At 66.7% G+C, this 26,548-nt stretch carries 24 protein-coding genes; 17 read left to right on the top strand and 7 right to left on the bottom strand.

Annotation, left to right across the window (positions count from 1 at the left end; genetic code table 11):
* Nucleotides 1-14: 14 nt before the first annotated feature.
* The 9 genes from odhB to PD284_RS05085 all read left to right on the top strand — a co-directional run bounded on the left by odhB (nt 15) and on the right by PD284_RS05085 (nt 10,342).
* Complete coding sequence (odhB, locus tag PD284_RS05125) at nt 15-1,295, top strand: 2-oxoglutarate dehydrogenase complex dihydrolipoyllysine-residue succinyltransferase (RefSeq protein ID WP_274627141.1); 1,281 nt, start codon at nt 15-17, stop codon at nt 1,293-1,295.
* A 91-nt stretch (nt 1,296-1,386) separates the two neighbouring features.
* On the top strand, nt 1,387-1,791 hold the full coding sequence (locus PD284_RS05120) for an MAPEG family protein (protein WP_274627140.1): 405 nt from the start codon (nt 1,387-1,389) through the stop codon (nt 1,789-1,791).
* A gap of 2 nt (nt 1,792-1,793) precedes the next feature.
* A complete protein-coding gene (locus tag PD284_RS05115) occupies nt 1,794-2,309 on the top strand; it encodes a hypothetical protein (RefSeq protein ID WP_274627139.1) in 516 nt (171 codons plus the stop codon).
* Nucleotides 2,306-3,067, top strand: a complete 762-nt coding sequence (locus PD284_RS05110; protein ID WP_274627138.1) for an SDR family oxidoreductase — start codon at nt 2,306-2,308, stop codon at nt 3,065-3,067. Before PD284_RS05115 ends, PD284_RS05110 begins: the two co-directional genes overlap by 4 nt.
* Nucleotides 3,068-3,103: 36 nt before the next feature.
* Nucleotides 3,104-4,510 carry a dihydrolipoyl dehydrogenase gene (gene lpdA / locus PD284_RS05105; RefSeq protein ID WP_274627137.1) on the top strand — a complete coding sequence of 469 codons (1,407 nt, stop codon included), beginning with the start codon at nt 3,104-3,106 and terminating at the stop codon, nt 4,508-4,510.
* A gap of 636 nt (nt 4,511-5,146) precedes the next feature.
* Nucleotides 5,147-8,527, top strand: a complete 3,381-nt coding sequence (locus PD284_RS05100; protein ID WP_274627136.1) for a helicase-related protein — start codon at nt 5,147-5,149, stop codon at nt 8,525-8,527.
* Nucleotides 8,527-8,916, top strand: coding sequence for an RNA-binding S4 domain-containing protein (locus PD284_RS05095; RefSeq protein WP_274627135.1), 390 nt, complete (start codon nt 8,527-8,529; stop codon nt 8,914-8,916). The genes PD284_RS05100 and PD284_RS05095 overlap by 1 nt, the downstream gene beginning before the upstream one ends.
* Before the next feature lie 147 nt (nt 8,917-9,063).
* A complete protein-coding gene (fdxA, locus tag PD284_RS05090; RefSeq protein ID WP_274627134.1) occupies nt 9,064-9,402 on the top strand; it encodes a ferredoxin FdxA in 339 nt (112 codons plus the stop codon).
* Nucleotides 9,403-9,760: 358 nt separating this feature from the next.
* Nucleotides 9,761-10,342, top strand: a complete 582-nt coding sequence (locus PD284_RS05085) for a CarD family transcriptional regulator (RefSeq protein WP_274627133.1) — start codon at nt 9,761-9,763, stop codon at nt 10,340-10,342.
* 105 nt (nt 10,343-10,447) lie between these two features.
* Here PD284_RS05085 and PD284_RS05080 read toward each other — a convergent pair whose 3' ends face one another.
* Nucleotides 10,448-11,494, bottom strand: coding sequence for an NAD(P)-dependent alcohol dehydrogenase (locus PD284_RS05080; protein ID WP_274627132.1), 1,047 nt, complete (start codon nt 11,492-11,494; stop codon nt 10,448-10,450).
* 245 nt (nt 11,495-11,739) lie between these two features.
* On the opposite strand from PD284_RS05080, the gene acs reads away from it, so the two are divergent.
* The gene (gene acs, locus PD284_RS05075) at nt 11,740-13,695 is read left to right on the top strand and encodes an acetate--CoA ligase (protein WP_274627131.1); all 1,956 of its coding nucleotides are present in this window, start codon (nt 11,740-11,742) and stop codon (nt 13,693-13,695) included.
* A gap of 81 nt (nt 13,696-13,776) precedes the next feature.
* Here the strand turns inward: acs and PD284_RS05070 are convergent, their stop codons facing one another.
* From PD284_RS05070 to PD284_RS05060, 3 genes are all read right to left on the bottom strand, one after another.
* Nucleotides 13,777-14,697 carry an SMP-30/gluconolactonase/LRE family protein gene (locus PD284_RS05070; protein ID WP_274630544.1) on the bottom strand — a complete coding sequence of 307 codons (921 nt, stop codon included), beginning with the start codon at nt 14,695-14,697 and terminating at the stop codon, nt 13,777-13,779.
* A gap of 469 nt (nt 14,698-15,166) precedes the next feature.
* On the bottom strand, nt 15,167-16,036 hold the full coding sequence (locus PD284_RS05065) for a transglutaminase-like domain-containing protein (protein WP_274627130.1): 870 nt from the start codon (nt 16,034-16,036) through the stop codon (nt 15,167-15,169).
* Between the two features lie 113 nt (nt 16,037-16,149).
* Nucleotides 16,150-16,389: a DUF1674 domain-containing protein gene (locus PD284_RS05060; RefSeq protein WP_274627129.1), complete on the bottom strand. Its 240-nt coding sequence runs from the start codon at nt 16,387-16,389 to the stop codon at nt 16,150-16,152.
* A 92-nt stretch (nt 16,390-16,481) separates the two neighbouring features.
* Here PD284_RS05060 and htpX point away from each other — a divergent pair, with 92 nt between their 5' ends.
* The 7 genes from htpX (at nt 16,482) to PD284_RS05025 (ending at nt 24,871) form a co-directional block, all read left to right on the top strand.
* Nucleotides 16,482-17,519 (top strand): zinc metalloprotease HtpX, encoded by a 1,038-nt coding sequence (gene htpX / locus PD284_RS05055; RefSeq protein WP_274627128.1) that lies wholly within the window; start codon nt 16,482-16,484, stop codon nt 17,517-17,519.
* On the top strand, nt 17,510-18,913 hold the full coding sequence (locus PD284_RS05050; protein WP_274627127.1) for an RsmB/NOP family class I SAM-dependent RNA methyltransferase: 1,404 nt from the start codon (nt 17,510-17,512) through the stop codon (nt 18,911-18,913). Before htpX ends, PD284_RS05050 begins: the two co-directional genes overlap by 10 nt.
* Nucleotides 18,914-19,048: 135 nt before the next feature.
* Nucleotides 19,049-20,719: a heparinase II/III family protein gene (locus PD284_RS05045; protein ID WP_274630543.1), complete on the top strand. Its 1,671-nt coding sequence runs from the start codon at nt 19,049-19,051 to the stop codon at nt 20,717-20,719.
* Between the two features lie 68 nt (nt 20,720-20,787).
* Nucleotides 20,788-21,123, top strand: coding sequence for a DMT family transporter (locus PD284_RS05040; protein ID WP_274627126.1), 336 nt, complete (start codon nt 20,788-20,790; stop codon nt 21,121-21,123).
* Between the two features lie 98 nt (nt 21,124-21,221).
* Nucleotides 21,222-22,838, top strand: a complete 1,617-nt coding sequence (gene purH / locus PD284_RS05035; RefSeq protein WP_274627125.1) for a bifunctional phosphoribosylaminoimidazolecarboxamide formyltransferase/IMP cyclohydrolase — start codon at nt 21,222-21,224, stop codon at nt 22,836-22,838.
* 252 nt (nt 22,839-23,090) lie between these two features.
* On the top strand, nt 23,091-23,930 hold the full coding sequence (locus PD284_RS05030; RefSeq protein ID WP_274627124.1) for an EamA family transporter: 840 nt from the start codon (nt 23,091-23,093) through the stop codon (nt 23,928-23,930).
* Between the two features lie 140 nt (nt 23,931-24,070).
* On the top strand, nt 24,071-24,871 hold the full coding sequence (locus tag PD284_RS05025) for an inositol monophosphatase family protein (RefSeq protein WP_274627123.1): 801 nt from the start codon (nt 24,071-24,073) through the stop codon (nt 24,869-24,871).
* Between the two features lie 13 nt (nt 24,872-24,884).
* On the opposite strand, the gene PD284_RS05020 is transcribed toward PD284_RS05025, so the two are convergent.
* The 3 genes from PD284_RS05020 to PD284_RS05010 are packed head-to-tail and all read right to left on the bottom strand — an operon-like array spanning nt 24,885 to nt 26,490.
* Nucleotides 24,885-25,166 carry a type II toxin-antitoxin system HicB family antitoxin gene (locus PD284_RS05020; protein ID WP_274627122.1) on the bottom strand — a complete coding sequence of 94 codons (282 nt, stop codon included), beginning with the start codon at nt 25,164-25,166 and terminating at the stop codon, nt 24,885-24,887.
* Nucleotides 25,167-25,168: 2 nt separating this feature from the next.
* On the bottom strand, nt 25,169-25,360 hold the full coding sequence (locus PD284_RS05015) for a type II toxin-antitoxin system HicA family toxin (protein ID WP_274627121.1): 192 nt from the start codon (nt 25,358-25,360) through the stop codon (nt 25,169-25,171).
* Nucleotides 25,361-25,413: 53 nt separating this feature from the next.
* A complete protein-coding gene (locus tag PD284_RS05010; protein WP_274627120.1) occupies nt 25,414-26,490 on the bottom strand; it encodes an ABC transporter ATP-binding protein in 1,077 nt (358 codons plus the stop codon).
* Nucleotides 26,491-26,548 lie beyond the last annotated feature (58 nt).

Here is a 26,548-nt window from a genome sequence, read left to right as displayed (position 1 = left end):
GATCGGAAAGACAGATGGCCACCGAAATCCGCGTACCCACCCTCGGCGAGTCGGTCACGGAAGCGACCGTCGGCAAGTGGTTCAAGAAGGTCGGCGATGCGATCGCCGCCGATGAGCCTTTGGTCGAACTCGAAACCGACAAGGTGACGGTCGAAGTGCCGGCGCCTGCTGCGGGCACGCTCGCCGAGATCGCCGCCCAGGAAGGCGAAACCGTCGGGCTGAACGCCCTGCTTGGCACCATCGGCGCGGCTGGCGCCAAGGCGACCGCCCCCTCGCCGAAGCAGGAGACGGCAGTGGCCCAGGCCTCCGCGCCGACCGCTGCATCCACGACCAAGGAAGCCGCTGCCCAGATCGCCAAGACCGCCGGCGACGCTGGTCCGGTCGAAGAGCGCAAGGCTCCGCCGGCCCCGGCCGCAGCCAAGCTGCTGGCCGAAAGCAACCTGGCCGTCGACCAGGTGCAGGGTTCAGGCAAACGCGGCCAGGTGCTCAAGGGCGACGTGCTCGAGGCGATCGCCAAGGGCGCGCCGTCGCAGCCCGCAGAGGCGCCGAAGGCCGCGCCGGCCGCGCCGCGCGTCGCTTCGGCTCCGTCCGACGAGGTGCGTGAGGAGCGCGTGCGCATGACCAAGCTGCGCCAGACCATCGCGCGCCGCCTTAAGGACGCCCAGAGCACGGCCGCCATGCTCACCACCTTCAACGAGGTGGACATGAAGCCGGTGATGGACCTGCGCTCGAAGTACAAGGACCTGTTCGAAAAGCGCCATGGCGTGAAGCTCGGCTTCATGGGCTTCTTCGCCAAGGCCGTGACGCATGCTCTCAAGGAGATTCCGGCGGTCAATGCCGAGATCGACGGCACCGACATCATCTACAAGAACTACGCCCACATCGGCGTCGCCGTGGGCACCGACAAGGGCCTCGTGGTTCCGGTGGTGCGCGATGCCGACCAGATGGGAATCGCCGAGATCGAGAAGGAGATCGGCCGGCTGGGCCTCGCCGCACGTGACGGCAAGCTGACCGTCGCCGACATGCAGGGCGGCACCTTCACCATCTCGAACGGCGGCGTCTACGGCTCGCTGATGTCGACGCCGATCCTGAACGCGCCGCAGTCCGGCATCCTCGGCATGCACAAGATCCAGGAGCGTCCGGTTGTCGTCGGCGGCCAGATCGTCATCCGCCCGATGATGTACCTGGCGCTCTCCTACGATCACCGCATCGTCGACGGCAAGGAAGCCGTGACCTTCCTCGTCCGTGTCAAGGAGACGCTGGAGGATCCGGAGCGGCTGGTGCTGGATCTCTGATCCGCGTTGGGGCCATTCCCTCCAGCCGGGATTAGGCTAGGTTGATTGGCGGCGCCCCGCCCCTGGGGCGCCGTTGCCAAGGGGAACAGTGATGGAAACCGCTGCCGCCTCGACTGAGATGACCGTACTCGGCTGGAGCGTCGTGCTCCTGCTGGTTCAGGTTGTCGCGCAGGCCTTCTCCACCTACGACCTCGGCCCAAAATACCTGTTCAGTCCGCGCGACGAGGGGCGCACCTCGCGATACGTCGTGTCCGGCCGTCTTTCTCGTGCATTACGCAATCTTCTGGAGACCTATCCTGCTTTCGTGGCGCTTGCGCTGGCGCTGGTCGTCACCGGCAAGGGGGGTGGCATCGCCGCGACCGGCGCATGGCTGTGGCTGGCGGCACGCATCGTCTATGTCGTGCTCTACGCGCTGGGCATCCCCGTGTGGCGGACGCTGGCCTGGCTGGCCTCCATCGTCGGCCTGCTGATGATGCTGATCAGGTTGATGGCGTGAAGGTGTCCGGTCGAACGGCGGCATATCGCAAGGCGGTCGCAGCGGCGGTCGCATGCGGGATTTCGAGCGGTGCTTCCCCTGCCCTGGCCGCCTGCCCGGTCGAACTCGCAACCTATGGCGAGCCTGAGTCCGGCGCACGCGTCGAGTTCACGCCTGTTGTCGAAAGCGCGGCCGTCACCAACAGCTTCAGGATGCTGCTCGGCGACGATGTCGTGCTGGATGGCATCGTGATGTGGACGGAGGGCGTGTCCCGCTCCTATGGCATGCTGATGTACAAGTGCCCCAGCGGCGATGTCACCGGCGAGGAAATCGCCGCGTGCACCGTGTGGGAAGGCGTCGTCTACGCCTCCGACAAGGCCGGCAAGATCGGCCTGTTGCCGGCTGAGGGCGAGCCCGCGCCCGACCTCCTGCTCTTTGCGGATCTCGGCCCTTCCGTCGCGGCTTCGCCGGCCCTGCAGCCGCTCGGCCTCGCGAAGAAGCCGTGGGACGTCTTCTCTCTCGATGGGTGTCAGGAATGAACGCTGCTGCAGGTCAGAAGACGCTTCTGGTGACGGGAGCCTCCCGCGGTATCGGCGCGGCGACCGCGCTGCTCGCAGCCAGTCAGGGCTGGCGCGTTGCCGTCAACTACGCCTCGAACGAGGCGGCGGCGAATGCAGTCGTGAAATCGATCTCCGACGCAGGCGGCGAGGCGTTCGCGGTCAAGGGCGACGTCGGGAGCGAAGAAGACATACTGGCGATGTTCGAGGCGGTGGACGCCCGCTATGGCCGCCTCGACGGCCTCGTCAACAATGCCGGCGTGGTGGACCAGGCCGCGCGAGTCGACGAAATGAGCAACGCGCGGCTGGAGCGCATGATGCGCATCAACATCATCGGCTCCTTTCTCTGCGCGCGCGAAGCGGTCAGGCGCATGTCCACCGCGAAGGGCGGGCGTGGCGGCGCGATCGTCAATCTCTCCTCGGCGGCGGCCACGCTAGGCGCCCCCGGCATGTATGTCGACTATGCCGCCTCGAAAGGGGCCATCGAGACCTTTACGGTCGGACTGGCGCGTGAGGTGGCGACCGAAGGCATTCGTGTGAATGCCGTTACTCCCGGCATCATCGAAACCGACATCCACGCCTCCGGCGGGGCTCCCGACCGCGCGAAAGTGTTGGGCGCCATGGTGCCGATGAAGCGTCCGGGGACTGCCGACGAAGTCGCCGAGGCGATCGTCTGGCTGCTCTCCGACGCCGCGTCCTACACGACCGGCGCCATCTTGAACGTGACGGGCGGCCGCTGAGCCGGCCCGTCCAGATTTGAAGCAAGGATACTGACTATGGCTTATGACGTCGTCGTCATCGGAACCGGCCCTGGGGGCTATGTCTGCGCGATCAAGGCGGCCCAGCTCGGGCTGAAAACCGCGGTCGTCGAGAAATTGCCGACGCATGGCGGCACCTGCGTGAATGTCGGCTGCATTCCCTCGAAGGCGCTGCTCCACGCGTCCGAGATGTTCATGGAGGCGCAGCACTCGTTCCAGGCCCTCGGCATCGAGGTCGGCACGCCCAAGCTCAACCTGAAGCAGATGCTGGCGCACAAGGCACAGACGGTCGAGCAGAACACAAAGGGCCTCGACTTCCTGATGAAGAAGAACAAGATCGACGTGCTGCGCGGCACCGGCAGCGTCGTCGCCGCCGGCAAGGTGGCGGTGACCGCCGCCGACGGCAAGGTCCAGCAAGTCGACACGAAGAACATCGTCATCGCCACCGGCTCGGACGTGGCCGGCATCCCGGGCGTCAAGGTCGAGTTCGACGAGAAGGTGATCCTCTCCTCCACCGGCGCGCTCGACCTCGAGAAGGTCCCCGGCCACATGATCGTCGTCGGCGGCGGCGTCATCGGGCTGGAGCTCGGCTCGGTCTGGGCGCGGCTCGGGGCCAAGGTCACCGTGGTCGAATATCTCGACACCATCCTGGGCGGCATGGACGGCGAGATCGCAAAGCAGTTCCAGCGCATGCTCGGCAAGCAAGGCTTCGACTTCAAGCTCGGCGCCAAGGTCACCGCGGTGACCAAGGGCAAGAAGGGCGCCAGCGTCACCTTCGAACCGGTCAAGGGCGGCGCGGCCGAAACCATCGAGGCGGACGCCGTGCTGGTCGCCACCGGCCGCCGGCCTTACACGGACGGGCTCGGCCTGAAGGAGGCCGGCGTCGAGGTCGACGAGCGCGGCCGCGTCAAGACCGACGGCCACCTGCGCACCAACGTGCCGGGCATCTACGCCATCGGCGACGTGATCGCCGGCCCGATGCTCGCCCACAAGGCCGAGGAAGAGGGCGTTGCGGTGGCGGAGATCATCGCCGGGCAGGCCGGCCACGTGAACTATGACGTCATCCCGGGCGTCGTCTACACCAGCCCCGAGATCGCCTCCGTCGGCAAGACCGAGGAGCAGCTGAAGGCCGAGGGCATCGCCTACAATGCCGGAAAATTCCCCTTCTCGGCGAACGGCCGCGCCCGCGCCTCGCTTCACACCGACGGCTTCGTCAAGGTTCTGGCCGACAAGAAGACCGACCGGGTTCTCGGCGTCCACATCATGGGCTTCGGCGCAGGCGAGATGATCCATGAGGCGGCGGTGCTGATGGAGTTCGGCGGATCCTCGGAGGATCTGGCCCGCACCTGCCACGCCCACCCGACCATGTCGGAAGCCGTCAAGGAAGCGGCGCTCGCTACATTCGCCAAGCCGATCCACATGTAGGTCGGACATTGGGCGCTAGGGTTGACCCGTCGCGTCCAAGGGCGGCCTCGCTGCCCTCTCCAGTGCTCCCGTTAACATTTGCGGGCCGCTTTCGCACGAAAGCGGCCCGTCCCATTTCTACAGCTTGGTGCAGGAACCTGCCGGTCCCCAAGATCGTGTGAGAACAAATCCGGAATCGCGTCCCATCAGCGATTCGTCGCTGATTCGTTCCGGCTTTGGGCTCCTTGTTAAGTGAGACGTACGAATACGGTACACTCGGCGTTAATCCGCCATTAGGAAAAGTGAACGTTTCCATGATCTTACCGCGCCGCGCCCGGCTGCTTCGGCACTCCCCGGCAGCCGTTAACGCCTTCTTCGCCCTGCCGTTCGCAAAACCTGCCAAGCTGATTCAGCATATTGTCACCACATATAGCGGCACCGCTACATGTTGGGGTGAACAAACCCTGAATCTGCCGGAGTCAGCGATTCGTCGCCGATTCGTTCCAGACTCGTTCCAAGCATTAATCCGGAACATTTTGCTTTCGTTTTGGCGCGCGAGTGCCTATCTGTCGAACGACGCCAACAGCCCGGCAGAACGGCCAGCTCGCGCCGTTCGGATGAGAAGCCGCGGAGCCAGAAAGGCCGCCATTTCCGAAGATGAACATTCAGACTAAGCCGGGCGAACCGCTTGTCCTGTCGGGACGCGACGTGACGGCGGTTCTCGGGCCAACCAATACCGGCAAGACGCATCTCGCCATCGAGCGCATGGTCGCCCATGAGACGGGCCTGATCGGTCTGCCGCTGCGCTTGCTCGCCCGCGAGGTGTACGGCCGCGTCTGCGAAAAGGTCGGCGCGCACAAGGTCGCGCTGATCACCGGTGAGGAAAAGATCGTGCCGCCGGGCGCGAAATACTCGGTCTGCACCGTCGAAGCGATGCCGCGCGAAACGGACGCCGCCTTCGTCGCCATTGACGAGGTGCAGTTGGCCGGCGACCTCGAGCGCGGCCACATCTTCACCGACCGCCTGCTGCATCTGCGCGGCCGCCAGGAAACCCTGCTGCTCGGCGCCGCCACCATGCAGGGCATCCTGCAGAGGCTGCTGAAGGGCATTTCGGTTGTCACCCGCCCGCGGCTCTCGCATCTGGCCTATGCCGGCTCGAAGAAGCTGACGCGGCTGCCCAACCGCTCGGCCGTCGTCGCCTTCTCCGCCGACGAGGTCTACGGCATCGCCGAGCTCATCCGTCGCCAGCGCGGCGGTGCAGCCGTCGTGCTCGGCGCGCTCAGCCCCCGCACGCGCAACGCGCAGGTCGCGCTGTTCCAGTCCGGCGACGTGGATTACCTGATCGCCACCGACGCCATCGGCATGGGCCTCAACCTCGACGTCGACCACGTCGCCTTCGCCCAGAACCGGAAATTCGACGGCTATCAGTTCCGCGACCTCAATGCGGGCGAGCTTGGGCAGATCGCCGGCCGCGCCGGCCGCCACATGCGCGACGGCACCTTTGGCGTTACCGGCCAGGTCGATCCGTTCCCGGAGGAACTGGTCGAGAGGATCGAGAGCCACGATTTTGATCCGGTGAAGGTCCTGCAGTGGCGCACCGCGCGCTTCGATTTCGCCAGCCTCGACGCGCTCAAGCGCTCGATCGAGACGCCCTCGCCGATCGAGGGCCTGACCCGGGCTCTTCCGGCAGTCGACGCGCAGGCGCTGGAGTATCTCTCGAAGGACGAGGAAGTTCGCCGGCTGGCGGTTACGCCGAACCGCGTCGCCCTGCTGTGGGAAGCCTGCGCGCTGCCCGACTATCGCAAGATCGCGCCGGCGCAGCACGCCGACATCATCGCCCAGATCTATTTCGACATCGCCAAGCGCGGCCATGTCGACGAGAACTACATGGCCGAACAGGTGCGACGCGCCGATTCCACCGACGGCGACATCGACACGCTGTCGCATCGCATCGCACAAATCCGTACCTGGACATTCGTGTCGAATCGGCCGGGCTGGCTTGCCGATCCGGCACACTGGCAGGAAAAAACGCGCGAGATCGAAGACAGGCTGTCCGATGCGCTGCATGACCGGTTGACGAAACGCTTCGTTGATCGCAGGACATCCGTGCTCATGAGGCGCCTGAGAGAGAACAGCATGCTTGAAGCCGAAATCAGCCCTGCCGGAACGGTGACCGTCGAAGGTCACCACGTCGGCGACCTACAGGGGTTCCGATTCACGGCGGACCAGAGCGCCGGGGGAGAGGACGCAAAAGCCGTCCGCACTGCCGCGCAGAAGGCGCTCGCGCTGGAGTTCGACGCCCGCGCCGAGCGCTTCTCGATCTGCGCCAACAACGACATCGCGCTTGGCTCCGACGGCGTGCTGCGCTGGATCGGCGCGCCGATCGCGACGCTGGCTGCCGGCGAGGACCCGCTGAAACCGCGCGTCATCCTCCTCACCGATGAACAGCTCACCGGACACGCCCGCGACAAGGTCATGGCCCGCGCCGAGCGCTTTGTCGGCTTCCAGGTGGAAACCTTCCTGAAGCCGCTGGTCGACCTGAAATCGGCGGAACAGCTGTCCGGCATCGCACGCGGCATCGCCTTCCGCCTCGTCGAGAATTTCGGGCTGATCGAGCGCCGCGCCATCGCCGACGACGTGAAGTCTCTCGATCAGGAGGGCCGCGCGGCCCTGCGACGACTGGGCGTACGCTTCGGCGCCTACCACATCTTCGCGCCGGCGCTGCTGAAGCCGGCGCCCGCCAGCCTCGTCACCCTGCTCTGGGCGCTGCAGAACGACGGCAAGGAAAAGCCGGGCTTTGGCGACATCGTCCACCTGCTGGCGTCGGGGCGCACCTCGGTGGTGGTCAACCAGTCTTTTGATCCGGCCTTCTACAAGCTGGCCGGCTTCCGCATCCTCGGCCGCCGCGCCGTGCGCGTCGACATCCTCGAACGTCTCGCCGACCTGATCCGCCCCGCACTTTCCTGGCGCGCCGGAACCGGCGCGCGGCCAGACGGCGCGTTTGATGGCGCGGCCTTCATGGTGACGCCGCCGATGATGTCGATCCTCGGCGCCAATGCCGACGACATGGAAGAGATCCTGAAAGGTCTCGGTTACCGTGCAGAGGCGAAGCCGGCCGCCGAAGTGAAGGCGAAGCTGGAGGCGATGGACGAGGCGGCGCAAAGGGCCGCGGCCGAAGCTGCCGCAAAGGCCGAGGCGCTGGGCGCCGAGCGGGCCGCCCAGGCGCAGTCTGACGCCGAGGGCGCTACGGCCGACGAAACAGCAGAGGCGCGTGCCGAGGCGGATGCTGACGCTCACGTCGCAGACGAGGCAGACGCCGACGCCCCCTCCCTCCTTGAGGGGGAGGCGCCCGCGGAGCGGGCGGAGGGGGGTGCCGATGCAGCGCTCGACGCGGTTTCCGGCGACGCGGTTTCCGACACCGCGACGGCTGATCGTCTGGAGACTGAAGCCGCGGAGAGTGCAGTCGAGCCGACTCCTGAGGCTGCCCCACTCGATCAGGCGTCGCCTGACCAACCTTCCCTCGAGGAAGAGGCCGCGCCTGACAGCGTCGTTGCGGGCGACGTGGAAGCCGCACCGGAAGCCGAAGCAGCACCCGCCGAAGCTGGCGAGGAGCCGAAGCCGATCCTCCTGTGGCGTCCGCAGCGTTTCGATCAGCGCCAGCGCCATCGCCACGGCGACCGCAATCGCCAGAACCAGCGCGGCCGGCAGGGTCAACCGAGCGCCGGCGAGGCCGAAGGCGGAGCGGAGGCGCGCGGCCCCCGCCAAGGCAAACCGCGCTTCGACCGCAACCGCCAGAAGGGCGGCGAGCAGGCCGGCAACGGCGCCGAGCGCCGGGATGGTCAGAAGCACGGAGGGCGGCCGCAGCACGCCGACAGACCGGAACGCGGCGAGCGGCCGGACCGCAACAAGCCTGACTTCCGCAACAAGGGCGGCAAGCCGTCCTTCCAGGCGAAGCCGCGGGAGGAGAGGCCGGCGCGCTTCGACCCTGACTCGCCCTTCGCCAAGCTCGCCGCGCTGCGCGACCAGCTCAAGAAGTGATGCCCGGCGCGGGACGCCAGCGCATCGACAAGTGGCTGTTCTTCTCGCGCGTCATAAAGTCGCGGTCGCTCGCGGCCAAGCTCGTCCAGTCCGGGCGGGTGCGGGTGAACGGGCAAAAAGCGGAGCAGGCGTCTGACCTGGTCAAGCCCGGCGATGTGCTGACCGTCAACCTCGACCGCCGCATCGGCGTCCTGCGCGTGCTGGCGCCGGGCGATCGGCGCGGACCCTACGAAGAAGCGCGTTTACTCTACGAGGACCTGTCGCCCGAGCGATCACCGAATGACCGTTCGCTGCCTGACGCCGTCGCTCCCATCCGCGACGTCTCGGGCGGGCGTCCGACGAGAAAAGAGCGTCGCGGCGCGGACCGCGAACCGCCCGTGGAAGAGTAATCCGGCTTGGCGCGGGTTGAGGCAAAGTCATTCCAGCTTGGCCCGACCCGGCGCACGCGTCACTCTTGCACGCTCTCTCCAAAGGGTCTACCTCAACCCTGAAGGGCGCTGCAAAGCCCTGAAAAGGTTCGCTACAGGCTTCAGAGAATGACCTACGTCGTCACCGACAACTGCATCAAGTGCAAGTACATGGACTGCGTCGAGGTCTGTCCGGTCGACTGCTTCTACGAAGGCGAGAACATGCTCGTCATCCACCCGGACGAGTGCATCGATTGCGGCGTCTGCGAGCCCGAATGCCCTGCCGAGGCGATCAAGCCGGACACCGAGTCCGGGCTCGACAAATGGCTGAAGATCAACACCGAATACGCCGAAAAATGGCCGAACATAACGACCAAGAAGGATGCTCCCGCCGACGCCAAGGAGTTTGACGGCGTCGCCGGAAAGTACGAAAACTACTTCTCGCCGGAGCCTGGCGAGGGCGACTGAGCTGACGCCCGCACGGGCGCATGCGGATATCCGCTTGCAAGCCGCGTCAACAGGGTTGACATGCGGCAGGTTGTTCGCGTGTTAGGCAAATTCTTGATTCTGTCGCCTTTTTGTGCTATCCCATGCAGCACATGCCGGTGGCACGACGTCGTACGACGGGTTGCCTAATCACTGAAAGGTGTTCTCAGATTCCTCGGATCAGGTCAGCTTGAGCCGGCGCCGTAGCTTTTAGCACGGTGCATGCTCTTGTCGATCCGGATTGTCTGGCTCCTCTTCAAACGGCATCAGACACGGCCTCTCCGGCCGCAAGAAGGGCTGACTTCGAAGGTCGGCCGCATACGAAGGAGTAATGGGCGTAATGGCAACAACCACCCAGCAGAAGAAGCCGGCGGCAGGACGCAACGGCTTCAAGACGGGCGAGTTCATTGTTTACCCCGCGCACGGCGTGGGCCAGATCGTCTCCATCGACGAGCAGGAAGTCGCAGGACACAAGCTTGAACTCTTCGTGATCGATTTCCAGAAGGACAAGATGCGCCTCAAGGTTCCGGTCGCGAAGGCCGCGTCCATCGGCATGCGCAAGCTGTCCGAGACCGACTATGTCGACCGCGCGCTGAAGGTCGTGCAGGGCCGCGCGCGCATCAAGCGCACCATGTGGTCGCGCCGTGCGCAGGAATATGATGCGAAGATCAACTCCGGCGATCTGATCCAGATCTCGGAGGTCGTGCGCGATCTCTACCGTGCCGACAACCAGCCCGAGCAGTCCTATTCCGAGCGCCAGCTCTACGAGGCCGCGCTCGACCGCATGGCGCGTGAGATCGCAGCCGTCAATCGCATGTCGGAGACGGAAGCCGTCCGCCTGATCGAGGCCAACCTCGCCAAGGGCCCGAAGCGCGGCGCCAAGGCCGACAACGAAGAGACCGAGCAGGACGAAGCCGCCTGAGCCGGCTTCAGGACCTCGAAATCAAAAGACCCGGTCGCGAGGCCGGGTTTTTTGTTGGGATCCGTCGAATTCAAGGAGGAGGCGATTTGGCGTGAAGCTGGCGACCTACTCCTCCAGCCTGATCTGCAGCTTCACGTCGGACGGCCGCGCCTCGACAGCCCGGTCGAACGCCCTGATCGCATCCTCGAAGGCGAAGGTCTCTGAGATCAGCGGCTTCAGGTCGACGCGGCCCGACGCCATCAGCGCGATCGCCCGCTCGTACTGGTGCGCATAGCGGAACACGCTTTCGATGCGGGCCTCCTTGGTGGTCGCCGTCGAGATGTCGACCGGCACTGGCGCGACCGGCAGGCCGACCGCGACGATCGCGCCGCCCGGCCGCAGAAGGTCGAAGACCGTTTCCCAGGCCTTCGCCGAACCGGAGCATTCGAAAACAACGTCGGCGCCCCAGCCATCGGTCAGCCGCGCCACCTTCTCGACGAGGTTGGCTTCCCGGATATTGACCGGGACGACGCCCTGGTATTTGGCCGCAATGTCGAGCTTGGGTTGTGCGAGGTCTGCCACGATGGCCCGGGCGCAGCCGCCGGCAAGTGCTGCGATCGCCACCATTGTCCCGATCGGTCCCGCGCCCAGCACCACTGCCGTGTCGCCCGGTGCGATCCGCGCCTTCGCCGCCGCCTGCATGCCGACCGCGAAGGGCTCCACCATTGCGCCTTCCGCAAAGCTGACATTGCCCGGCAAGCGATAGGTGTAGGCGGCGTGATGGACGACGTGTGGCGTCAGCACTCCGTGCACCGGCGGCGTCGCCCAGAAGGTCACCGCTGGATCGACGTTGTAGAGCCCGAGCCGGCTCGCCCTGGAGTTCGCATCGGGAATGCCGGGCTCCATGCAGACGCGGTCGCCGACCTTCAGATGGCTCACGCCGGCGCCGACCTCGACCACCGTTCCGGCCGCCTCATGGCCCAGCACCATCGGCTCCTCCACGACGAAGCGCCCGATGCGCCCATGCGTGTAGTAGTGCACGTCCGACCCGCAGACGCCGACCGTGTGGATCGCGACCTTGACCTGCCTGGGGCCGACCTCCATCGGCAGGTCGATGTCCCTGAGCGCGAGCTGGTGCTGACGTTCGAGAACGAGGGCGCGGACCTTGGCCATGGCTACCTCCGGACGTTGCATTCAAGGGCCATGTCGTCAGCAGAAGCCGACGGCCCGGCTCCGTCAAGTGCCGCTTTCACCCTGTCTGCGGCAAAGTGCGTGCCCACATCCCTTTGCGTGGCATATTCCGAAGTCTAATGTTGCCCTCGCGCCGGCTCTGATACTAGAGCAGCGCTGCACCTATGTTGTTCTGGATGCCCAGACTGTTAGCATGCGGCCGTCCGGTCCGCGGGGGAGAGGAAAACATGTCCGACGCTCACGTCCACAAACTCCAGCCGGCGTGGAAAGAGAACGCGCTCATCGACAACGAGACGTACCTGAAATGGTACGCCGAGAGCGTGAAGAACCCCGACGCGTTCTGGGCCGAGCACGGCAAGCGCATCGACTGGTTCAAGCCCTTCACCAAGGTCAAGAACGCCTCCTTCAGCGGTGATGTCTCGATCAAGTGGTTCGAGGACGGGCTGACCAACGTCTCCTATAACTGCATCGACCGCCACCTGAAAACGCGTGGCGACCAGGTCGCGATCATCTGGGAAGGCGACAACCCCTACGACGACAAGAAGATCACCTATAACGAGCTCTACGAGCACGTCTGCCGGCTCGCCAACGTGCTGAAGAAGCGCGGCGTCAAGAAGGGCGACCGCGTCACCATCTACATGCCGATGATCCCCGAGGCCGCCTATGCGATGCTGGCCTGTACGCGCATCGGCGCCATCCACTCGGTGGTGTTCGGCGGCTTCTCGCCCGACGCGCTGGCCGGCCGCATCGTCGACTGCGAGTCGACCTTCGTCATCACCGCCGACGAGGGCCTGCGCGGCGGCAAGGCCATTCCCCTCAAGGAAAACACCGACAAGGCGATCGACATCGCTGCCAAGAACTTCGTCATGGTCAAGGACGTGCTCGTCGTGCGCCGCACCGGCGGCAAGGTCGGCTGGGCGCCGGGCCGCGACCACTGGTATCACGACGAGGTTGCGAGCGTTGAGGCCGTGTGCGAACCGGAGCAGATGAATGCGGAGGATCCGCTGTTCATCCTCTATACTTCGGGTTCGACCGGCAAGCCGAAGGGCGTGCTGCACACCACCGGCGGCTATCTCGTCTTCGCCTCAATGACCCACCAGTACGTCTTCGACTACCACGACGGCGACATCTACTGGTGCACGGCCGATGTCGGCTGGGTCACCGGCCACAGCTACATCCTCTACGGACCGCTTGCCAACGGCGCCACCACACTGATGTTCGAGGGCGTGCCGAACTATCCGTCCACCTCGCGCTTCTGGGAAGTGATCGACAAGCACAAGGTCAACATCTTCTACACCGCGCCGACGGCGATCCGCGCCCTGATGGGAGCCGGCGACGCGCCGGTGAAGAAGACCTCGCGCAAGACGTTGCGCGTACTGGGTTCGGTCGGCGAGCCGATCAACCCGGAAGCCTGGGAGTGGTATTTCAACACCGTTGGCGAGGGCAAGGTGCCGATCGTCGACACCTGGTGGCAGACCGAGACCGGCGGCATCCTGATCACCCCGCTGCCGGGCGCGACCGACCTCAAGGCCGGCTCGGCCACCCGCCCCTTCTTCGGCGTCCAGCCCGAACTGGTCGACAACGAGGGCAACGTGCTGGAAGGCCCCGCCGACGGCAACCTCTGCATCACCGAGTCCTGGCCCGGTCAGATGCGCACCGTCTACGGCGACCACGAGCGTTTCATCCAGACCTACTTCTCGACCTACAAGGGCAAGTACTTCACTGGCGACGGCTGCCGCCGCGACAAGGACGGCTATTACTGGATCACCGGCCGCGTGGACGACGTTATCAACGTATCGGGCCACCGCATGGGCACCGCCGAGGTCGAGTCGGCCCTGGTCAGCCACGACAAGGTTTCGGAAGCCGCCGTCGTCGGCTACCCGCACGACATCAAGGGCCAGGGCATCTATTGCTATGTGACCCTGATGGCCGGCGAAGAATGGTCCGACGAACTGCGCGCGGAACTGATCAGCCACGTCCGCAGGGAGATCGGCGCCATCGCCTCGCCCGACAAGATCCAGTTCGCGCCGGGCCTGCCGAAGACCCGCTCGGGCAAGATCATGCGCCGCATCCTGCGCAAGATCGCCGAGGACGACTTCGGCGCACTCGGCGACACCTCCACGCTCGCCGATCCGGCGGTCGTCGACGACCTCGTCGCCAACCGTCAGAACAAGCGGGCCTAAGCGCCCTCAGGCGCGCCGGATGCGCCGGCATCCGGCGCGCCCGGCATTTCCCACTCCAGGCTCCGAACCTGTTCTGACTGGCTACCCGCCCGCCCGTGGATCGCCGTAGGCGAGCGGCAGGCCGGCCCGCGCGGACGGCATCCGGACCAACTCGCCCTTGCCCGACAGCGTGACGTACGCCGTCTTCATGTCCGGCCCGCCGAAGCACACATTCGTGGTCATCGGGTCGCCGGTCATGATCTGGTCGAGCACGTTTCCGTCGGGGCTGACGACGGTGATGCAGCCGGTGACGAGGGTGGCGACATGAATGTTGCCTTCGGCGTCGACGGCCAGGCTGTCGAAGCGCTGGTAGCCCGGAAGCCCGCACACCAGCCGGCCGCCATGCGGCGCCATCGAGGGGTGCACGCGCGCCTTCCCCGGCTCCTCGAGGTCGAACGCCCACAGGCGCCCCGTCTCGGTCTCCGCCGCATAGACGGTCGCGCCGTCGGGCGACAGGCCGATGCCGTTGGGCATGATGATCGGGTAGGCGAGCTCGACGATGCGCGACCCGTCGGCCAGCGCATAGTAGACGCCGCCATTCGGCCGGAACCGCGGATAGAGCTTGCCGAAATCGGTGAAGTAGAAACCGCCGTGACGATCGAACACGATGTCGTTCGGCCCGACCAGCGGATGCTCGCCGCAGCGCCGGTAGAGGATGTCGCGGCGGCCGGTCGCCAGCTCAAGCCGCTCGATCCAGCCGCCCGCATAGCCCTCGGGAACGCCGGGCTTCACCCGGTTCAGCCCGCCGATCTCTGTGAACAGGAAGCCGCCATTGTTGCAGACGTAGAGCGCGCCGTCCGGTCCGAAGGCCATGCCGTTCGGCCCGCCGTCGAGTTGGGCCACGATCTCGACGCGCCCGTCCTCGTGAACCCGCGTCACCGTCTTTCGCTGGATCTCGACGAGGAGCACCGAACCATCGGCGCAGGCGACAGGCCCTTCCGGAAAGAGCAGTCCTCGGCCCATGACGTGATGCTGGTCCACCGGTCTCTCCCTAGCGCATGACGCTTTGCCGGCCGTACCGGCGGGACGCCGTCATCGTCCCATTTTCATCGACGATATGGCGGGTCTAGTCAATCGAGCGGGAGGGTCAAGCGGGCGGCAGAGCCTAGGGCCCCGCAGTGGCCTCGGGAGGTTCGCGCGCGTCTGTTGCGGTTTTGCACTTGCAGAACGGCGCGAAGCACCCCAACTTCACGGTGTGTTCAACGAATTGAAAGGAGGTGATCCGATGTCGAGTGATTTCGTATGCCAGTGCGTGGTCTCGGCGGATTGCCTTCGCGGGGAGCAGCCTCTTCGCTGAAGCGCATGACGTGCGGCCGATGATCCTCCTGGATCGTCGCTGACGGTCGCGCGCTGGACGAAAACACGGGAAGGCCGCCAGCTTCGGGACGAAGCGGCGGCCTTTCTGTTTCTGAAGCAATGCGCGCCCCTTGCCCTACGCCAGCATCGGCGTCGTCAGCGTCCGGTCGATGCCCCGGTCGGGCGGCCTGACGGGGTGGCTCTCCTGCTCGTAGGTCCACACCTTGAACGTGGCGAGCCGGTGCGGTCCGAAACTGTGCAGCAACGGCACGTCGGTCGCGTCCCGGCCGCGTGCGATCACGACCCGCCCGATCCGCGGCACGTTGTGGCGCGGGTCGAAGGTGTACCATTTCCCGTCCAGGTAGACCTCCATCCAGGCCGAAAAGTCCATTGGAGCCGGGTCCTGCGGCACGCCGATGTCACCGAGAAAACCGTTCACGTAGCGCGCGGGCATGTTCATGCAGCGGCAGAAGGTGATGGCGAGGTGGGCGAAGTCGCGACAGACGCCGACACGCTCGTCGTGCGCCTGAGCCGCCGTGCGCGTTGCGCGCGCATAGCCGTAGCTGAACGAGAGGCAGTCGTGCACGTAGTCCACGATCGCCTGCGCCCGCGCCCAGCCGCCGGGCACCTTGCCGAACAGGTCCCACGCCTTCTGGCTCAGGTGGTCGGTTTCGCAGTAGCGGCTGCCGAGGAGGTAGACCAGCACATCGCTGGGCAGCCTCTCGACCGGGGTCTCGCCGGCCAGCGTGTTCACCTCGTCCGGCAGTCCGGTGTCGGACACGACCGCGTCATAGAGAAGCCGCACGCCCCCCTCCGGGGCCATGAACCGCCGGCACGCATTGCCGAAGCCGTCGACATAGCAGGTCAGCGGCACCGTCGGCGACGTCAGCAGCCGGGTTTGCCGCTGGATGTCGCGCTGGCGCTCGCGATGGATGTCGAGCAATGAGACGACATGGGTCGGCCTCTCGCATTCGATCGCGATCTCGTAGCCGAGGCGTATCTGCATCGCTGTCCTCTGCATCCGCATGAAGGGGAAGTCGCTGAAGACAACGCGCTGTCGGCGTGCAGGGTTCCCTGCCGGATCTTCACTGCGGCGAACAGACCGGATCGCTTCTCCGATCAGAAGTCGCTGGTCAGGCCCTTTACCTCCCAGTCGCCGTAGCGGCCGGGTTCGGGGCCCTTGCGGCCGCCGATCTCCTTGGGCAGGCGCGCCTCGTTCGCCTCATACTCGGCCCGGCGCTGCTCCGCCTCCTGCAGTGCGCGGCGCGCCGCAGGCGTCAGCGTCCTTTCGGCAGACGGCTCTGCCGCCTTGTCGGGTGCCTGCTCGGGCGCTGGCCGGGCTTCAGGGGTATTGTTCATCGTCGACCGTCATTGAAAGCTGGTAATCCTCGCACCATCATATATGCGAAACATGGCTGCCTCCCAACCTCTGGCGGCTGTTGGAGTGACAGATGAACGTGATGCGCACAGCGATGCTGCTCGCGGCCATGACCGCGCTGTTCATGGGCGTGGGCTACCTGATCGGCGGCTCCGGCGGCATGATGATCGCGTTCCTCATGGCGGCCGGCATGAACCTCTTCAGCTACTGGAACGCCGACAAGATGGTGCTGCGGATGCAGGGGGCCGTCGAGGTCGACCAGCGCACGGCGCCCGAATACCACCGTATCGTCGCCGAACTCTCCCAGCGCGCCGGGCTGCCGATGCCAAAGGTCTACCTGATCGACAATCCGCAGCCAAATGCCTTCGCCACCGGCCGCAACCCGGAAAACGCCGCCGTCGCCGCGACGACCGGCCTGCTCGAGCGCCTCTCCTACGAGGAGGTCGCCGGCGTTATGGCGCACGAACTCGCCCACGTCCAGAACCGCGACACGCTGACCATGACGATCACGGCGACGCTGGCCGGCGCGATTTCGATGCTCGGCAACTTTGCCCTCTTCTTCGGCGGCAACCGCGACAACAACAGCCCCATGGGCGGCATCGGCGTGCTGGTCGCGATGATCGTCGCGCCCTTCGCCGCCATGATCGTGCAGATGGCGATCAGCCGCACGCGCGAATATTCGGCCGACCGCCGCGGCGCCGAGATCTGCGGGAACCCCATGTGGCTGGCTTCCGCGCTGAACAAGATCGCCCGCGCCGCCGAGCACATCCACAACCCGCAGGCGGAGCGCAATCCGGCCACTGCGCACATGTTCATCATCAACCCGCTGTCGGGCGAGCGTATGGATAATTTGTTCTCCACCCATCCGGACACCGGCAATCGCATCGCCGCCCTCCAGCGCATGGCGAACGAGGGCGTCGGCCTGGAAAATCCCGCACCGCGCAGGCAGGCCCGCGGAGCGACTGCCGCCCCGACGCGTGAACGCCGCGCCGACCCGCAGCAGGAGGGACCGTGGGGCGCTCCCTCCGATCCGCCCCCGGCCGAGCCTCCGAAGAAGCAGGGCGGCCCCTGGGGCCGCAATCCCACCGGCCCGAAAGGGCCATGGTCGTGAGCGAACGTCCGCCGGCGTCGGGCGCGACGCCGCGACGTAAGAAACCCCATCCGAATTCCCGACCAGAAAGGCCATCCGCGCCCGGCCTTCCCGCACGCATGGCAGCCGCACGGCTGCTTGCCGCGGTGGTCGACGCCCGGACGCCGCTCGACGGCCTGACCGACCAGGAGCACGGCCATCCGCAGTTCCGCGCCCTCGACCAGCGTGACCGGGCGCTTGTCCGCGCCATCCTCACCACCGCGCTGCGCTTCCGCGTGACGATCGGCAGGCTAGTGGCCGCCCAGCTCGAGCGGCCGCTGCCGGCCAACGCCACAACCTTGATGCATGTGCTGCATGTCGCGGCGGCGCAGATCCTCTTCCTCGACGTCCCCGACAGTGCGGCCGTCGATCTCGCCGTGACCCACGCCAAGTCCGATCCGCGCACGACCCGCTTCGCCGGCCTCGTCAACGGCGTGCTGCGCTCCATCGCCCGCAACAAGGAAACGTCGCTTCCCAAGGCGCTTGCCGAGACTGACGACGCACCGGACTGGTTCCGGAGCCGCCTGGTCGAGGCCTATGGCGAGCCGCGGGGGAAGGCCATTCTTGCCGCGCATCGCGCAGAGCCTCCGGTCGACTTCACCGTCAAGCGCGATCCGGCGGGTTGGGCTGAGAAATTCGGCGGCATCGTATTGCCCACAGGCTCGGTGCGCGTCGCCCGCCTCCCCGCAGCTGTGCCGGAACTGCCGGGCTTCGCGGACGGGGGATGGTGGGTGCAGGATGCGGCCGCCGCCCTTCCCGCCCGGCTGCTGGGTGAGGTCACCGGGATGCGCGTCGCGGACCTTTGTGCTGCGCCCGGCGGCAAAACCATGCAGTTGATCCTGGCCGGCGCCAAGGTGACGGCCATGGACACCTCGAAAAGCCGCCTCGCGCGCATGACCGAAAATCTTCAGCGGCTGAAGCTGACGGCCGAGCTGGTGAACGCCGACATCCTCGCCTGGCAGCCCCCGGCTCGGTTCGACGCCATCCTGCTCGATGCGCCCTGCTCGTCGACCGGCACAGTGCGCCGCCATCCCGATGTGCCGTGGTCGAAGTCCCCCGACGACATCGCCAAGCTGGCCGCCTTGCAGGCGCGGCTGCTGGCGCGCGCCTTCACCTGGCTGAAGCCCGGCGGCCGGCTGGTCTTCTCCAACTGCTCGCTCGACCCGCTGGAGGGAGAGGAGCTTTGGCGGGCTTTTCTTGAAGCGCATCCGGACGCGGCGCCCGATCCGGTCGGGCCCGACGAGCTTCCGGGCGTGGCTGGTTTCGTCACCAATGAAGGCCACCTGCGCACCACGCCGGCGGACCTGCGCTTCGAGGACCCATCGATTTCCGGCCTGGACGGCTTCTTCGCAGCGCGACTCGTACGAAATGCTTGAGGAATCGGGAGATTTCAGGCTCGCGGAAAGCTCTGAATCACCTTAACTACCCCCAGGGACAACGGACTGGAGACGCGGCTTTTGGCGAGTGGAGGCGGCGGCTCGCCGCGCCTATGGGCGCTGGTGGGCCGCGAGATGTGGCACAGGACACGCCGCCGCTTGCGCGCCGGCCCCCCATATCGGTGGCGCTACGCGGGCCGCACGCCTGAGCGCGTGCTCATCGCGCCGCCGGATCTGCGCCTTGCCGACCCGCAGATCGCCGTCGAGATCTATCATGGCCGGTTCCCTCTCGCTGGCCTGCTCGTCGAGACCGGAGGCGACTCGCCCTTCCATCTCGAGGTTACGAACCGCAACTGGCTGCACAGTCTCCACGGCTTCCGCTGGCTGAGGCATATGCGGGCGGCCGGCTCGGACTTGGCCGCCGCGAACGCGCGCTCGCTGGTCTCGGACTGGATTTCCGTACACGGCCGCAATATCCGCGGCATTGCCTGGGAGCCGGGCACCACCGCCAAGCGCATCATTGCATGGCTGCAGCATTCCTCGGTCGTGCTGCAAGGCGCGGAGTTCCCCTTCTACCGCGCCTTCCTGAAGTCGCTGGCCGTCCAGATCCGCTACCTGCGCTCGGTCGTCGCCGACGCGCCAGACGGCAGAGACCGGCTGCGCGGCCGCATCGCACTGGCCTTCGCCGCGCTGTCGCTGCCTGCGCCGGTGCACATCCTGCGCGGCGCGACCCGCCAGTTGGCGACCGAGCTCGACCGGCAGATCCTGCCGGACGGCGGCCATATCTCGCGGAATCCGATGAATGTGCTCGAGCTGTTGGCCGATCTGCTGCCGCTGCGCCAGACCTACGCCAATCAGGCCGAGACGCCGCCCGCCGAGCTGATCGGCGCGGTTGAACGCATGCTGCCGGCGCTGCGCTTCTTTCGGCACGGCGACGGTTCGCTGGCCCGCTTCAACGGCATGGGCGCGACGATCCCGGATCGCATCGCCGCCATCCTGCGCCACGACGACACCGCCGGCGCGCCGCTGCTGCAGGCGCCGCATTCAGGCTACGAGCGTCTGTCGGTCGGCTCGACGATCGTGGTCGCAGACACGGGCACGACGCCGCCGCTCGACGTATCGATGCGCGCCCATGCCGGTTTCCTCGCCTTCGAGATGTCATCCGGCCGCCAGAACATCATCGTCAATTCGGGCGTGGACACCTATGGCCTCGACGACTTCCGCCCGCTGGCACGCGCCACGGCGGCGCATTCGACCGCTACGTTGAACGACACCTCCTCGGCGCGATTCAACCTGCCCGAACAGATCACCGGATGGATCGGAACGGTCCTGGTTGACGGCCCCAAGAACCCGCGTTCGGTCCGTACCGACAAGGCAGGACGCCAAGGCTTCGTCGCCAGCCACGACGGCTATGTGGCGCGCTTCGGTGTTTTTCACGAGCGCGAGATCAGCCTTTCCGAAGGCGGCAACGTGCTGACCGGCATCGACCGCTTCTTCGGGCCGAAAGGCGAAACGGTGCGGGCCGAGAAGGGCGACGCCGTCAGCGTGCGCTTCCACCTGCATCCGGACATCGAACTCTTCCGCGACGACCGCGACCGCCTAGTGCTGGCGACGCCGCAACTCGAGCGCTGGACGCTGGCCTCTCCTGATGCGACGCCGGCTGTCGAGGAATCCATCTTCTTCGCCTCTCTGGGCGGCCCCCGGCGTACCCGACAGATCGTGCTGTCGTTCAACGCGTCCGAACGCGGCGAGGTCCGCTGGCGGTTCACACGCACCCCGGTCGAGAACGGGACGAACGGGAAATGAGGTCGCATGGCCTGACTTTTCAGGGAGTGCCACGCTCGCGGCCGTGCCCTCCAACGCCGAGAACGTAAATGAACGCGAATTATTTCTATCTCGGCGTGGCGATCGCCTTCGAGGTGCTGGCGACCACTGCGCTGAAGTCCACCGACGGCTTCACGCGGCTGCTGCCGTCCATCCTGTGCATCGTCGGCTATGCGCTCGCCTTCTATTTCCTGTCGCTACCGCTGCGCACCATGCCTGTCGGCATCATCTATGCGGTCTGGTCGGGCGCGGGCATCGTGCTGATCACGGCGGTCGGCTGGGTCCTGTTCAGGCAGTCGCTCGACACGCCGGCCCTCATCGGCATCGGCCTCATCATCGCCGGCGTCGGCGTGATCAACCTGTTCTCGAAGAGCATTCCGCACTGAGCGGTGGCGCCTCGCCGCCTGCGACCCCCCATCGCCTTTGACATCCCGCCCGCATGTGGTAGGCCGCGCCCGAAGCTTCCAGCCCCGGGGAAATTGCCATGGCCGTGCCGTCCAAGAACATTCCGGCGCCCGATCTGGTGCCGGTACGCCGCGCCCTATTGTCGGTGTCGGACAAGACGGGCCTGCTGGATTTCGCCTCCGCGCTTGCGGCACGCGGCGTCGAGCTGGTGTCGACCGGCGGCACCGCCAAGGCGATCGCCGCGGCAGGCATCGCGGTGCGAGACGTCTCCGAACTCACCGGTTTCCCGGAGATCATGGACGGCCGCGTCAAGACCCTGCATCCGTCCGTGCATGGCGCGCTGCTCGGCATCCGCAACGACCCCGGGCACCAGGAAGCGATGCACCAGCACGGCATCGAGCCGATCGACCTCGTCGTCGTCAATCTCTACCCCTTCGAGGAAGTCCGCAGCTCGGGCGCAGACTATGCTTCCGTCGTCGAGAACATCGACATCGGCGGCCCCGCCATGGTGCGCGCCTCGGCGAAGAACCACGCCTACGTGGCCGTGGTCACCGACCCTGAGGACTACGCCGCCGTGCTCAACGCGCTCGAGGTAAACATCGGCAGCCTGTCGCTCGAGTTCCGCAAGAAGCTCGCGGCCAAAGCCTTCGCCCGCACCGCCGCCTATGACGCGGCGATCTCCAACTGGTTCGCCGAGACGCTGCAGGTCGAAGAGCCGGCCTGGCGCGCCTTCGGCGGCAGGCTCCACACGGTCATGCGCTATGGCGAGAACCCGCATCAGTCGGCCGGCTTCTACGTGACCGGGGAGAACCGGCCAGGCGTCGCCACCGCCAGGCAGCTTCAGGGCAAGGTGCTCTCCTACAACAACATCAACGACACCGACGCCGCCTTCGAGCTGGTCGCCGAATTCGATCCGGCGCGCACCGCGGCCGTCGCCATCATCAAGCATGCCAACCCGTGCGGCGTCGCGGAGGCGGCCACACTGCGCGACGCCTATCTCGCGGCACTCGCCTGCGATCCCGTCTCCGCCTTCGGCGGCATCGTCGCGGTCAACCGGCTGCTCGACGCCGAGGCGGCCCAGGAGATCGTGAAGACGTTCACCGAGGTCATCATCGCGCCGGACGCCTCGCCCGAGGCGGTCGCGCTCGTCGCCGCCAAGAAGAACCTGCGCCTGCTGGTCACCGGCGGCCTGCCCGACCCGCGCGCGCCCGGCATCGCCGTAAAATCCGTCGCCGGCGGCCTACTGGTGCAGTCGCGTGATGCGGCGAGCGTCGACGGCATGGACTTGAAGATCGTGACGAAGCGCGCCCCGACCGAACGGGAGCTGGTCGACCTCAAGTTCGCCTTCCGCGTCGCCAAACACGTCAAGTCGAACGCCATCGTCTATGCCCGCGACGGCGCGACGGTGGGCGTCGGCGCCGGCCAGATGAGCCGCGTCGACTCCTCCCGCATCGCCGCGCGCAAGGCCGAGGACGCCGCGGCGGCCGCGGGCGCCGAAATCCCCTTCACCAAGGGCTCCGTCGTCGCTTCCGACGCCTTCTTCCCCTTCGCCGACGGTCTGCTGGCGGCCGTCGAGGCCGGCGCGACCGCCGTCATCCAGCCGGGCGGCTCGATGCGGGACGAGGAGGTCATCGCCGCAGCCGACGCCAGCGGCATCGCCATGGTGTTCACTGGCGTGAGGCACTTCCGGCACTGAGGCAGGGCGTATCAGCCCCCTCATCAGCCGGCATCTTCTCCCCTTGAAGGACGGGGAGAAGACCAACGGCCGCAACGTCGACGCCTCCCTCTCCGCCCCCGCACGGGTGAGGATAGGGTGAGGGGCAGCGTCCCCTGGCTCAGCGTTTCCCCTTTGCCTTTTGGCCCGCCCTGCTGCATTGCTGGCTAACCATTTCCCGCGCCTTCCGCGTTGCGGATGCTCGCGATTCCGTCCACGCGATCCAGCTCACCCATGTCCGGCCACGCGCTTCTCATCGTCCTCTTTGCCGCCGTGCTCCACGCGAGCTGGAACGCGGTGGTCAAGGGCGCGTCCGACCGCGCCGTCACGCTTGCCGCAGTGGCGCTCGCACACGCGGTCGCCGGGCTGACCCTCATCGCCTTCGCGCCGCCGCCGACGAGCGCGAGCTGGATCTACATCTTCCTCTCCACGCTCATCCACTACGCCTACTATTTCCTGCTCTTCCAGGCCTATCGTTTTGGCGACCTCAGCCAAGTCTATCCGATCTCGCGCGGCCTCGCGCCGGCGCTCGTCGCCTTCGGCGCCTTCGTGCTCATCGGGGAAAGCCTGTCGCCGCTCGGCTGGGCGGGCCTCTTCGCCATCTCCTGCGGCATCGCCATCCTGGCCTTCCCGCGCGGCGCCAACACCGCCGACCCACGCGCGATCGGCATCGCCACCGTGCTCGGCATCACCATTGCCGCCTATTCCATTGTCGACGGCATCGGCATACGCCATGCCGAGAGCCCGATGGGCTACATCGGATGGCTGTTCCTGTTCGAGTTCCCGGTGGGCCTTGCCGTGCTGCTGCGCCGGCGGCGACTGCGCCTGGCGGTATCGCGCAAGGTCTTCGCGATCGGACTGGTTGGCGGCGCGCTGTCGGTGCTGGCCTACGGCCTCGTCCTCTACGCCAAGACCATCGCGCCGCTCGGCGCGGTTTCGGCGGTGCGCGAATCGAGCGTCATCTTTGCGTCCCTGATCGGCCTCGTGCTGTTCAAGGAGCGTCCGTGGGGGCTGCGACTGTTCTCCGCAATGATCGTCGGCTGCGGCGTGATCGCGCTGGCGGTGGGCGGCTGAGCGGGTCGCCCAGGCAAGGGTAAGGGTGAGGGGCGGAGCAAGCGGTTGTCCTGTCCCGATCGCACCAGCCGATTGACGCAGCGCCATGCGATGTGCTGCATGGCCTGCAGATATCCTCATCATCTCAACGGAGAACTGCAGTGACGGCACAGGACGAGGCGCGGCTTCGCTTCACCATCGACCTCGCGCGCCGCGCGGGAGAGCTCGGCATGGTCTTCTTCCGCGAGCTCGACAAGCTCACCATCGAGAGCAAGGGACACCAGGACCTCGTCTCCAACGGCGACAAGGAGGTGGAGCTGTTCGTGCGGGCCGAGCTGGCGAAGCACTATCCCGACGACGGCATCGTCGGCGAGGAGCACGCCGCGGTCGTGGGCACGTCGGGCTACACCTGGGTGATAGACCCGATCGACGGCACCGCGAACTTCGTCCGCGGCATTCCCGCGTGGGCGGTCGTCATCGCCTGCATGAAGGACGGCAAGTGCGAGGTCGGCGTCGTGCATGAGCCGGCCACGGGAGAAACCTTCTTCGCCCGTCGCGGCGGCGGCGCCTTCGTCAACGACCGGCCGATCAAGGTCTCCGCCTCGCAAAGCGTCAGCGACGGCTCCGTCGGGGTCGGCTTCAACGGCCGCACCAATGCCGGCAACGTGCTGCCGATCATCGCCTCGATCATCGCCGACGGCGGCGTGTTCTTCCGCAACGCGTCGGGCGCCATCATGCTGGCCTACGTCGCCGCAGGCCGCCTCATCGGCTACACCGAGGAGCACATGAACGCCTGGGACTGCGTCGCCGCCATGCTCATCATCGAGGAAGCCGGCGGCATCGTTGAGCCCTACAACCGCGGCGACGTCATCGCCAACGGGACGGTAGCGATCGCCGGCGGGCCCGGCGTCTTCGGCAGGATCCGCGAGCTTTCGACGGAGTCGTTCGACACGTTCGGGTAAGGGAAGGCCCCGATCAGGCGGCATCCTTGAGGCTTGCCGCTGGCGTGACGGCTGCGACAACCGCATCCTTGGACATGTCGAGGAAGTCGCTGTCGGCCCGCAGTTCGTCCAGCGAACGTACAGAGGGGCAAGCGCCTTCCCAATCTTCGAAGGCAAAGCCCAGCGCGACAGACGCCTCGTGAAGCGCTTCGTCCAGCGTGTCGGCGACCGCCGTGACGCCGGGAATGTCCGGGAAGGAGACGCCGTAGCCGCTGCCGGGCTCCTTGTGGATCAGCGCGATGTAGTGCGTAGCCATGCTCAATCCTTCTGCCAGCCGGCCTGGCGGTAGATGGAGGCTGCCGTGCCTGCCGGAATGTCCTTGCGCGGGTGGGTCACGATCACGATCCTCCCTGTCGCGTCCCGGAACTTGTGGTGCGAACCGCGAACGGACACCAGCACGAAGCCGCCGGCCTTCAGTCTTTGTATGATATCGCGGCTGTTCCTCAGCATCAAATCCCCGCCCGGGATGCGAGCGACCATGCGCGGCCGACTTGATCGGACCCTCACCCTCCGATCAGCACCGGCCCCTTCTCGGGAAACCCCACCCCGACGTCCTGCCCGATCGTGAACGACGCGTCGACGTCGGGTGACACCGCGAAGACCGGACCGAGCGCTGTCCCGATGCGGAACTCGAGGTGGCTGCCGACATAGGTGACCTTCTCGAGCGTGCCGGCGAGTGTTCCGGCAGCCCCCGCCTCGCGCACCAGGATGCGTGCGGGGCGAGCGGCGAGTTTCGCCGGCCCGGGACGGCGTCCGCCCGCCGGTAGCCTCAGCGTCACCGGGCCGAGCCGCACCGTCGCCTCGCCGCGGTCGATGGCGGCCACCTCGCAGTCGAAAATGTTGGCTTCGCCGATGAAGTCCGCGACGAAGGCGTCGGCCGGCCGGTCGTAGAGCTCGCGCGGCGTCCCGTCCTGCGCGATCACCGCGTTGTTCATGACGACGATCCGGTCGGAGACAGCCAGCGCCTCCTCCTGGTCATGCGTGACGTAAACGACGGTCAGCCCAAGCGACTGCTGGATCTCGCGGATCTCCTCGCGTACGTGCCGGCGCAGCTTGGCGTCGAGGTTGGAGAGCGGCTCGTCGAACAGCAGCACCTGCGGCTCGAGCACCAGCGCGCGGGCCACCGCGACGCGCTGCTGCTGGCCGCCGGAAAGCTGCGAGGGCAGCCGGTCGCCATAGCCCGCGAGACCGACCAGCTCGAGCCCGGCGCGCGCCTTCTCCGCCCGCCTCTGCTTGTCGAAGCCCGAGAAGCGCAGGCCGTACTCGACGTTCTCGCGCACCGTCATGTGGGGGAAGAGCGCATAGGACTGGAATACCATCGAGACGTCGCGGTCGGTGGCCGGCAGGCGCGTCACGTCGGCTCCGCCGATCAGGATCTGGCCGCTGGTCGCCAACTCCAGCCCGGCGATCATTCTGAGCGTCGTCGTCTTGCCGCAACCCGAAGGCCCGAGCAGCGTCACCAGCTTGCCCGCCTCGATGGCGAGCGAGATGTCGCTGACCGCGGCCACCTTGCTCTTGCCGTAGATCTTGGTGACGTTCCGGAACTCCACCGAGGCGGCGTTGCTCTTGATCCCGGCCATCAGCCGCCTCCCATGATCGTCGAATGTCCGGAGCTGAGATCACCCCCACCCCTAACCC

Source organism: Mesorhizobium shangrilense (assembly GCF_028826155.1).
GTDB lineage: Bacteria > Pseudomonadota > Alphaproteobacteria > Rhizobiales > Rhizobiaceae > Arvimicrobium > Arvimicrobium flavum.
The sequence above is the reverse complement of the archived record's forward strand: the minus strand, read 5'-3'. Positions and strand labels throughout refer to the sequence as shown.

Coding starts and splice junctions, on each gene's coding strand:
- PD284_RS05120 (WP_274627140.1), top strand. CDS start 1,387: ATGGAAACCGCTGCCGCCTCGACTGAGATGACCGTACTCGGCTGGAGC.
- PD284_RS05015 (WP_274627121.1), bottom strand. CDS start 25,360: ATGCTGAGGAACAGCCGCGATATCATACAAAGACTGAAGGCCGGCGGC.
- fdxA (WP_274627134.1), top strand. CDS start 9,064: ATGACCTACGTCGTCACCGACAACTGCATCAAGTGCAAGTACATGGAC.
- odhB (WP_274627141.1), top strand. CDS start 15: ATGGCCACCGAAATCCGCGTACCCACCCTCGGCGAGTCGGTCACGGAA.
- htpX (WP_274627128.1), top strand. CDS start 16,482: ATGAACGTGATGCGCACAGCGATGCTGCTCGCGGCCATGACCGCGCTG.
- PD284_RS05020 (WP_274627122.1), bottom strand. CDS start 25,166: ATGGCTACGCACTACATCGCGCTGATCCACAAGGAGCCCGGCAGCGGC.
- PD284_RS05045 (WP_274630543.1), top strand. CDS start 19,049: ATGTGGCACAGGACACGCCGCCGCTTGCGCGCCGGCCCCCCATATCGG.
- PD284_RS05030 (WP_274627124.1), top strand. CDS start 23,091: ATGTCCGGCCACGCGCTTCTCATCGTCCTCTTTGCCGCCGTGCTCCAC.
- PD284_RS05080 (WP_274627132.1), bottom strand. CDS start 11,494: ATGGCCAAGGTCCGCGCCCTCGTTCTCGAACGTCAGCACCAGCTCGCG.
- PD284_RS05060 (WP_274627129.1), bottom strand. CDS start 16,389: ATGAACAATACCCCTGAAGCCCGGCCAGCGCCCGAGCAGGCACCCGAC.
- PD284_RS05100 (WP_274627136.1), top strand. CDS start 5,147: ATGAACATTCAGACTAAGCCGGGCGAACCGCTTGTCCTGTCGGGACGC.
- PD284_RS05070 (WP_274630544.1), bottom strand. CDS start 14,697: ATGGGCCGAGGACTGCTCTTTCCGGAAGGGCCTGTCGCCTGCGCCGAT.
- PD284_RS05085 (WP_274627133.1), top strand. CDS start 9,761: ATGGCAACAACCACCCAGCAGAAGAAGCCGGCGGCAGGACGCAACGGC.
- PD284_RS05065 (WP_274627130.1), bottom strand. CDS start 16,036: ATGCAGATACGCCTCGGCTACGAGATCGCGATCGAATGCGAGAGGCCG.
- PD284_RS05110 (WP_274627138.1), top strand. CDS start 2,306: ATGAACGCTGCTGCAGGTCAGAAGACGCTTCTGGTGACGGGAGCCTCC.
- PD284_RS05010 (WP_274627120.1), bottom strand. CDS start 26,490: ATGGCCGGGATCAAGAGCAACGCCGCCTCGGTGGAGTTCCGGAACGTC.
- lpdA (WP_274627137.1), top strand. CDS start 3,104: ATGGCTTATGACGTCGTCGTCATCGGAACCGGCCCTGGGGGCTATGTC.
- acs (WP_274627131.1), top strand. CDS start 11,740: ATGTCCGACGCTCACGTCCACAAACTCCAGCCGGCGTGGAAAGAGAAC.
- purH (WP_274627125.1), top strand. CDS start 21,222: ATGGCCGTGCCGTCCAAGAACATTCCGGCGCCCGATCTGGTGCCGGTA.
- PD284_RS05040 (WP_274627126.1), top strand. CDS start 20,788: ATGAACGCGAATTATTTCTATCTCGGCGTGGCGATCGCCTTCGAGGTG.
- PD284_RS05050 (WP_274627127.1), top strand. CDS start 17,510: ATGGTCGTGAGCGAACGTCCGCCGGCGTCGGGCGCGACGCCGCGACGT.
- PD284_RS05095 (WP_274627135.1), top strand. CDS start 8,527: ATGCCCGGCGCGGGACGCCAGCGCATCGACAAGTGGCTGTTCTTCTCG.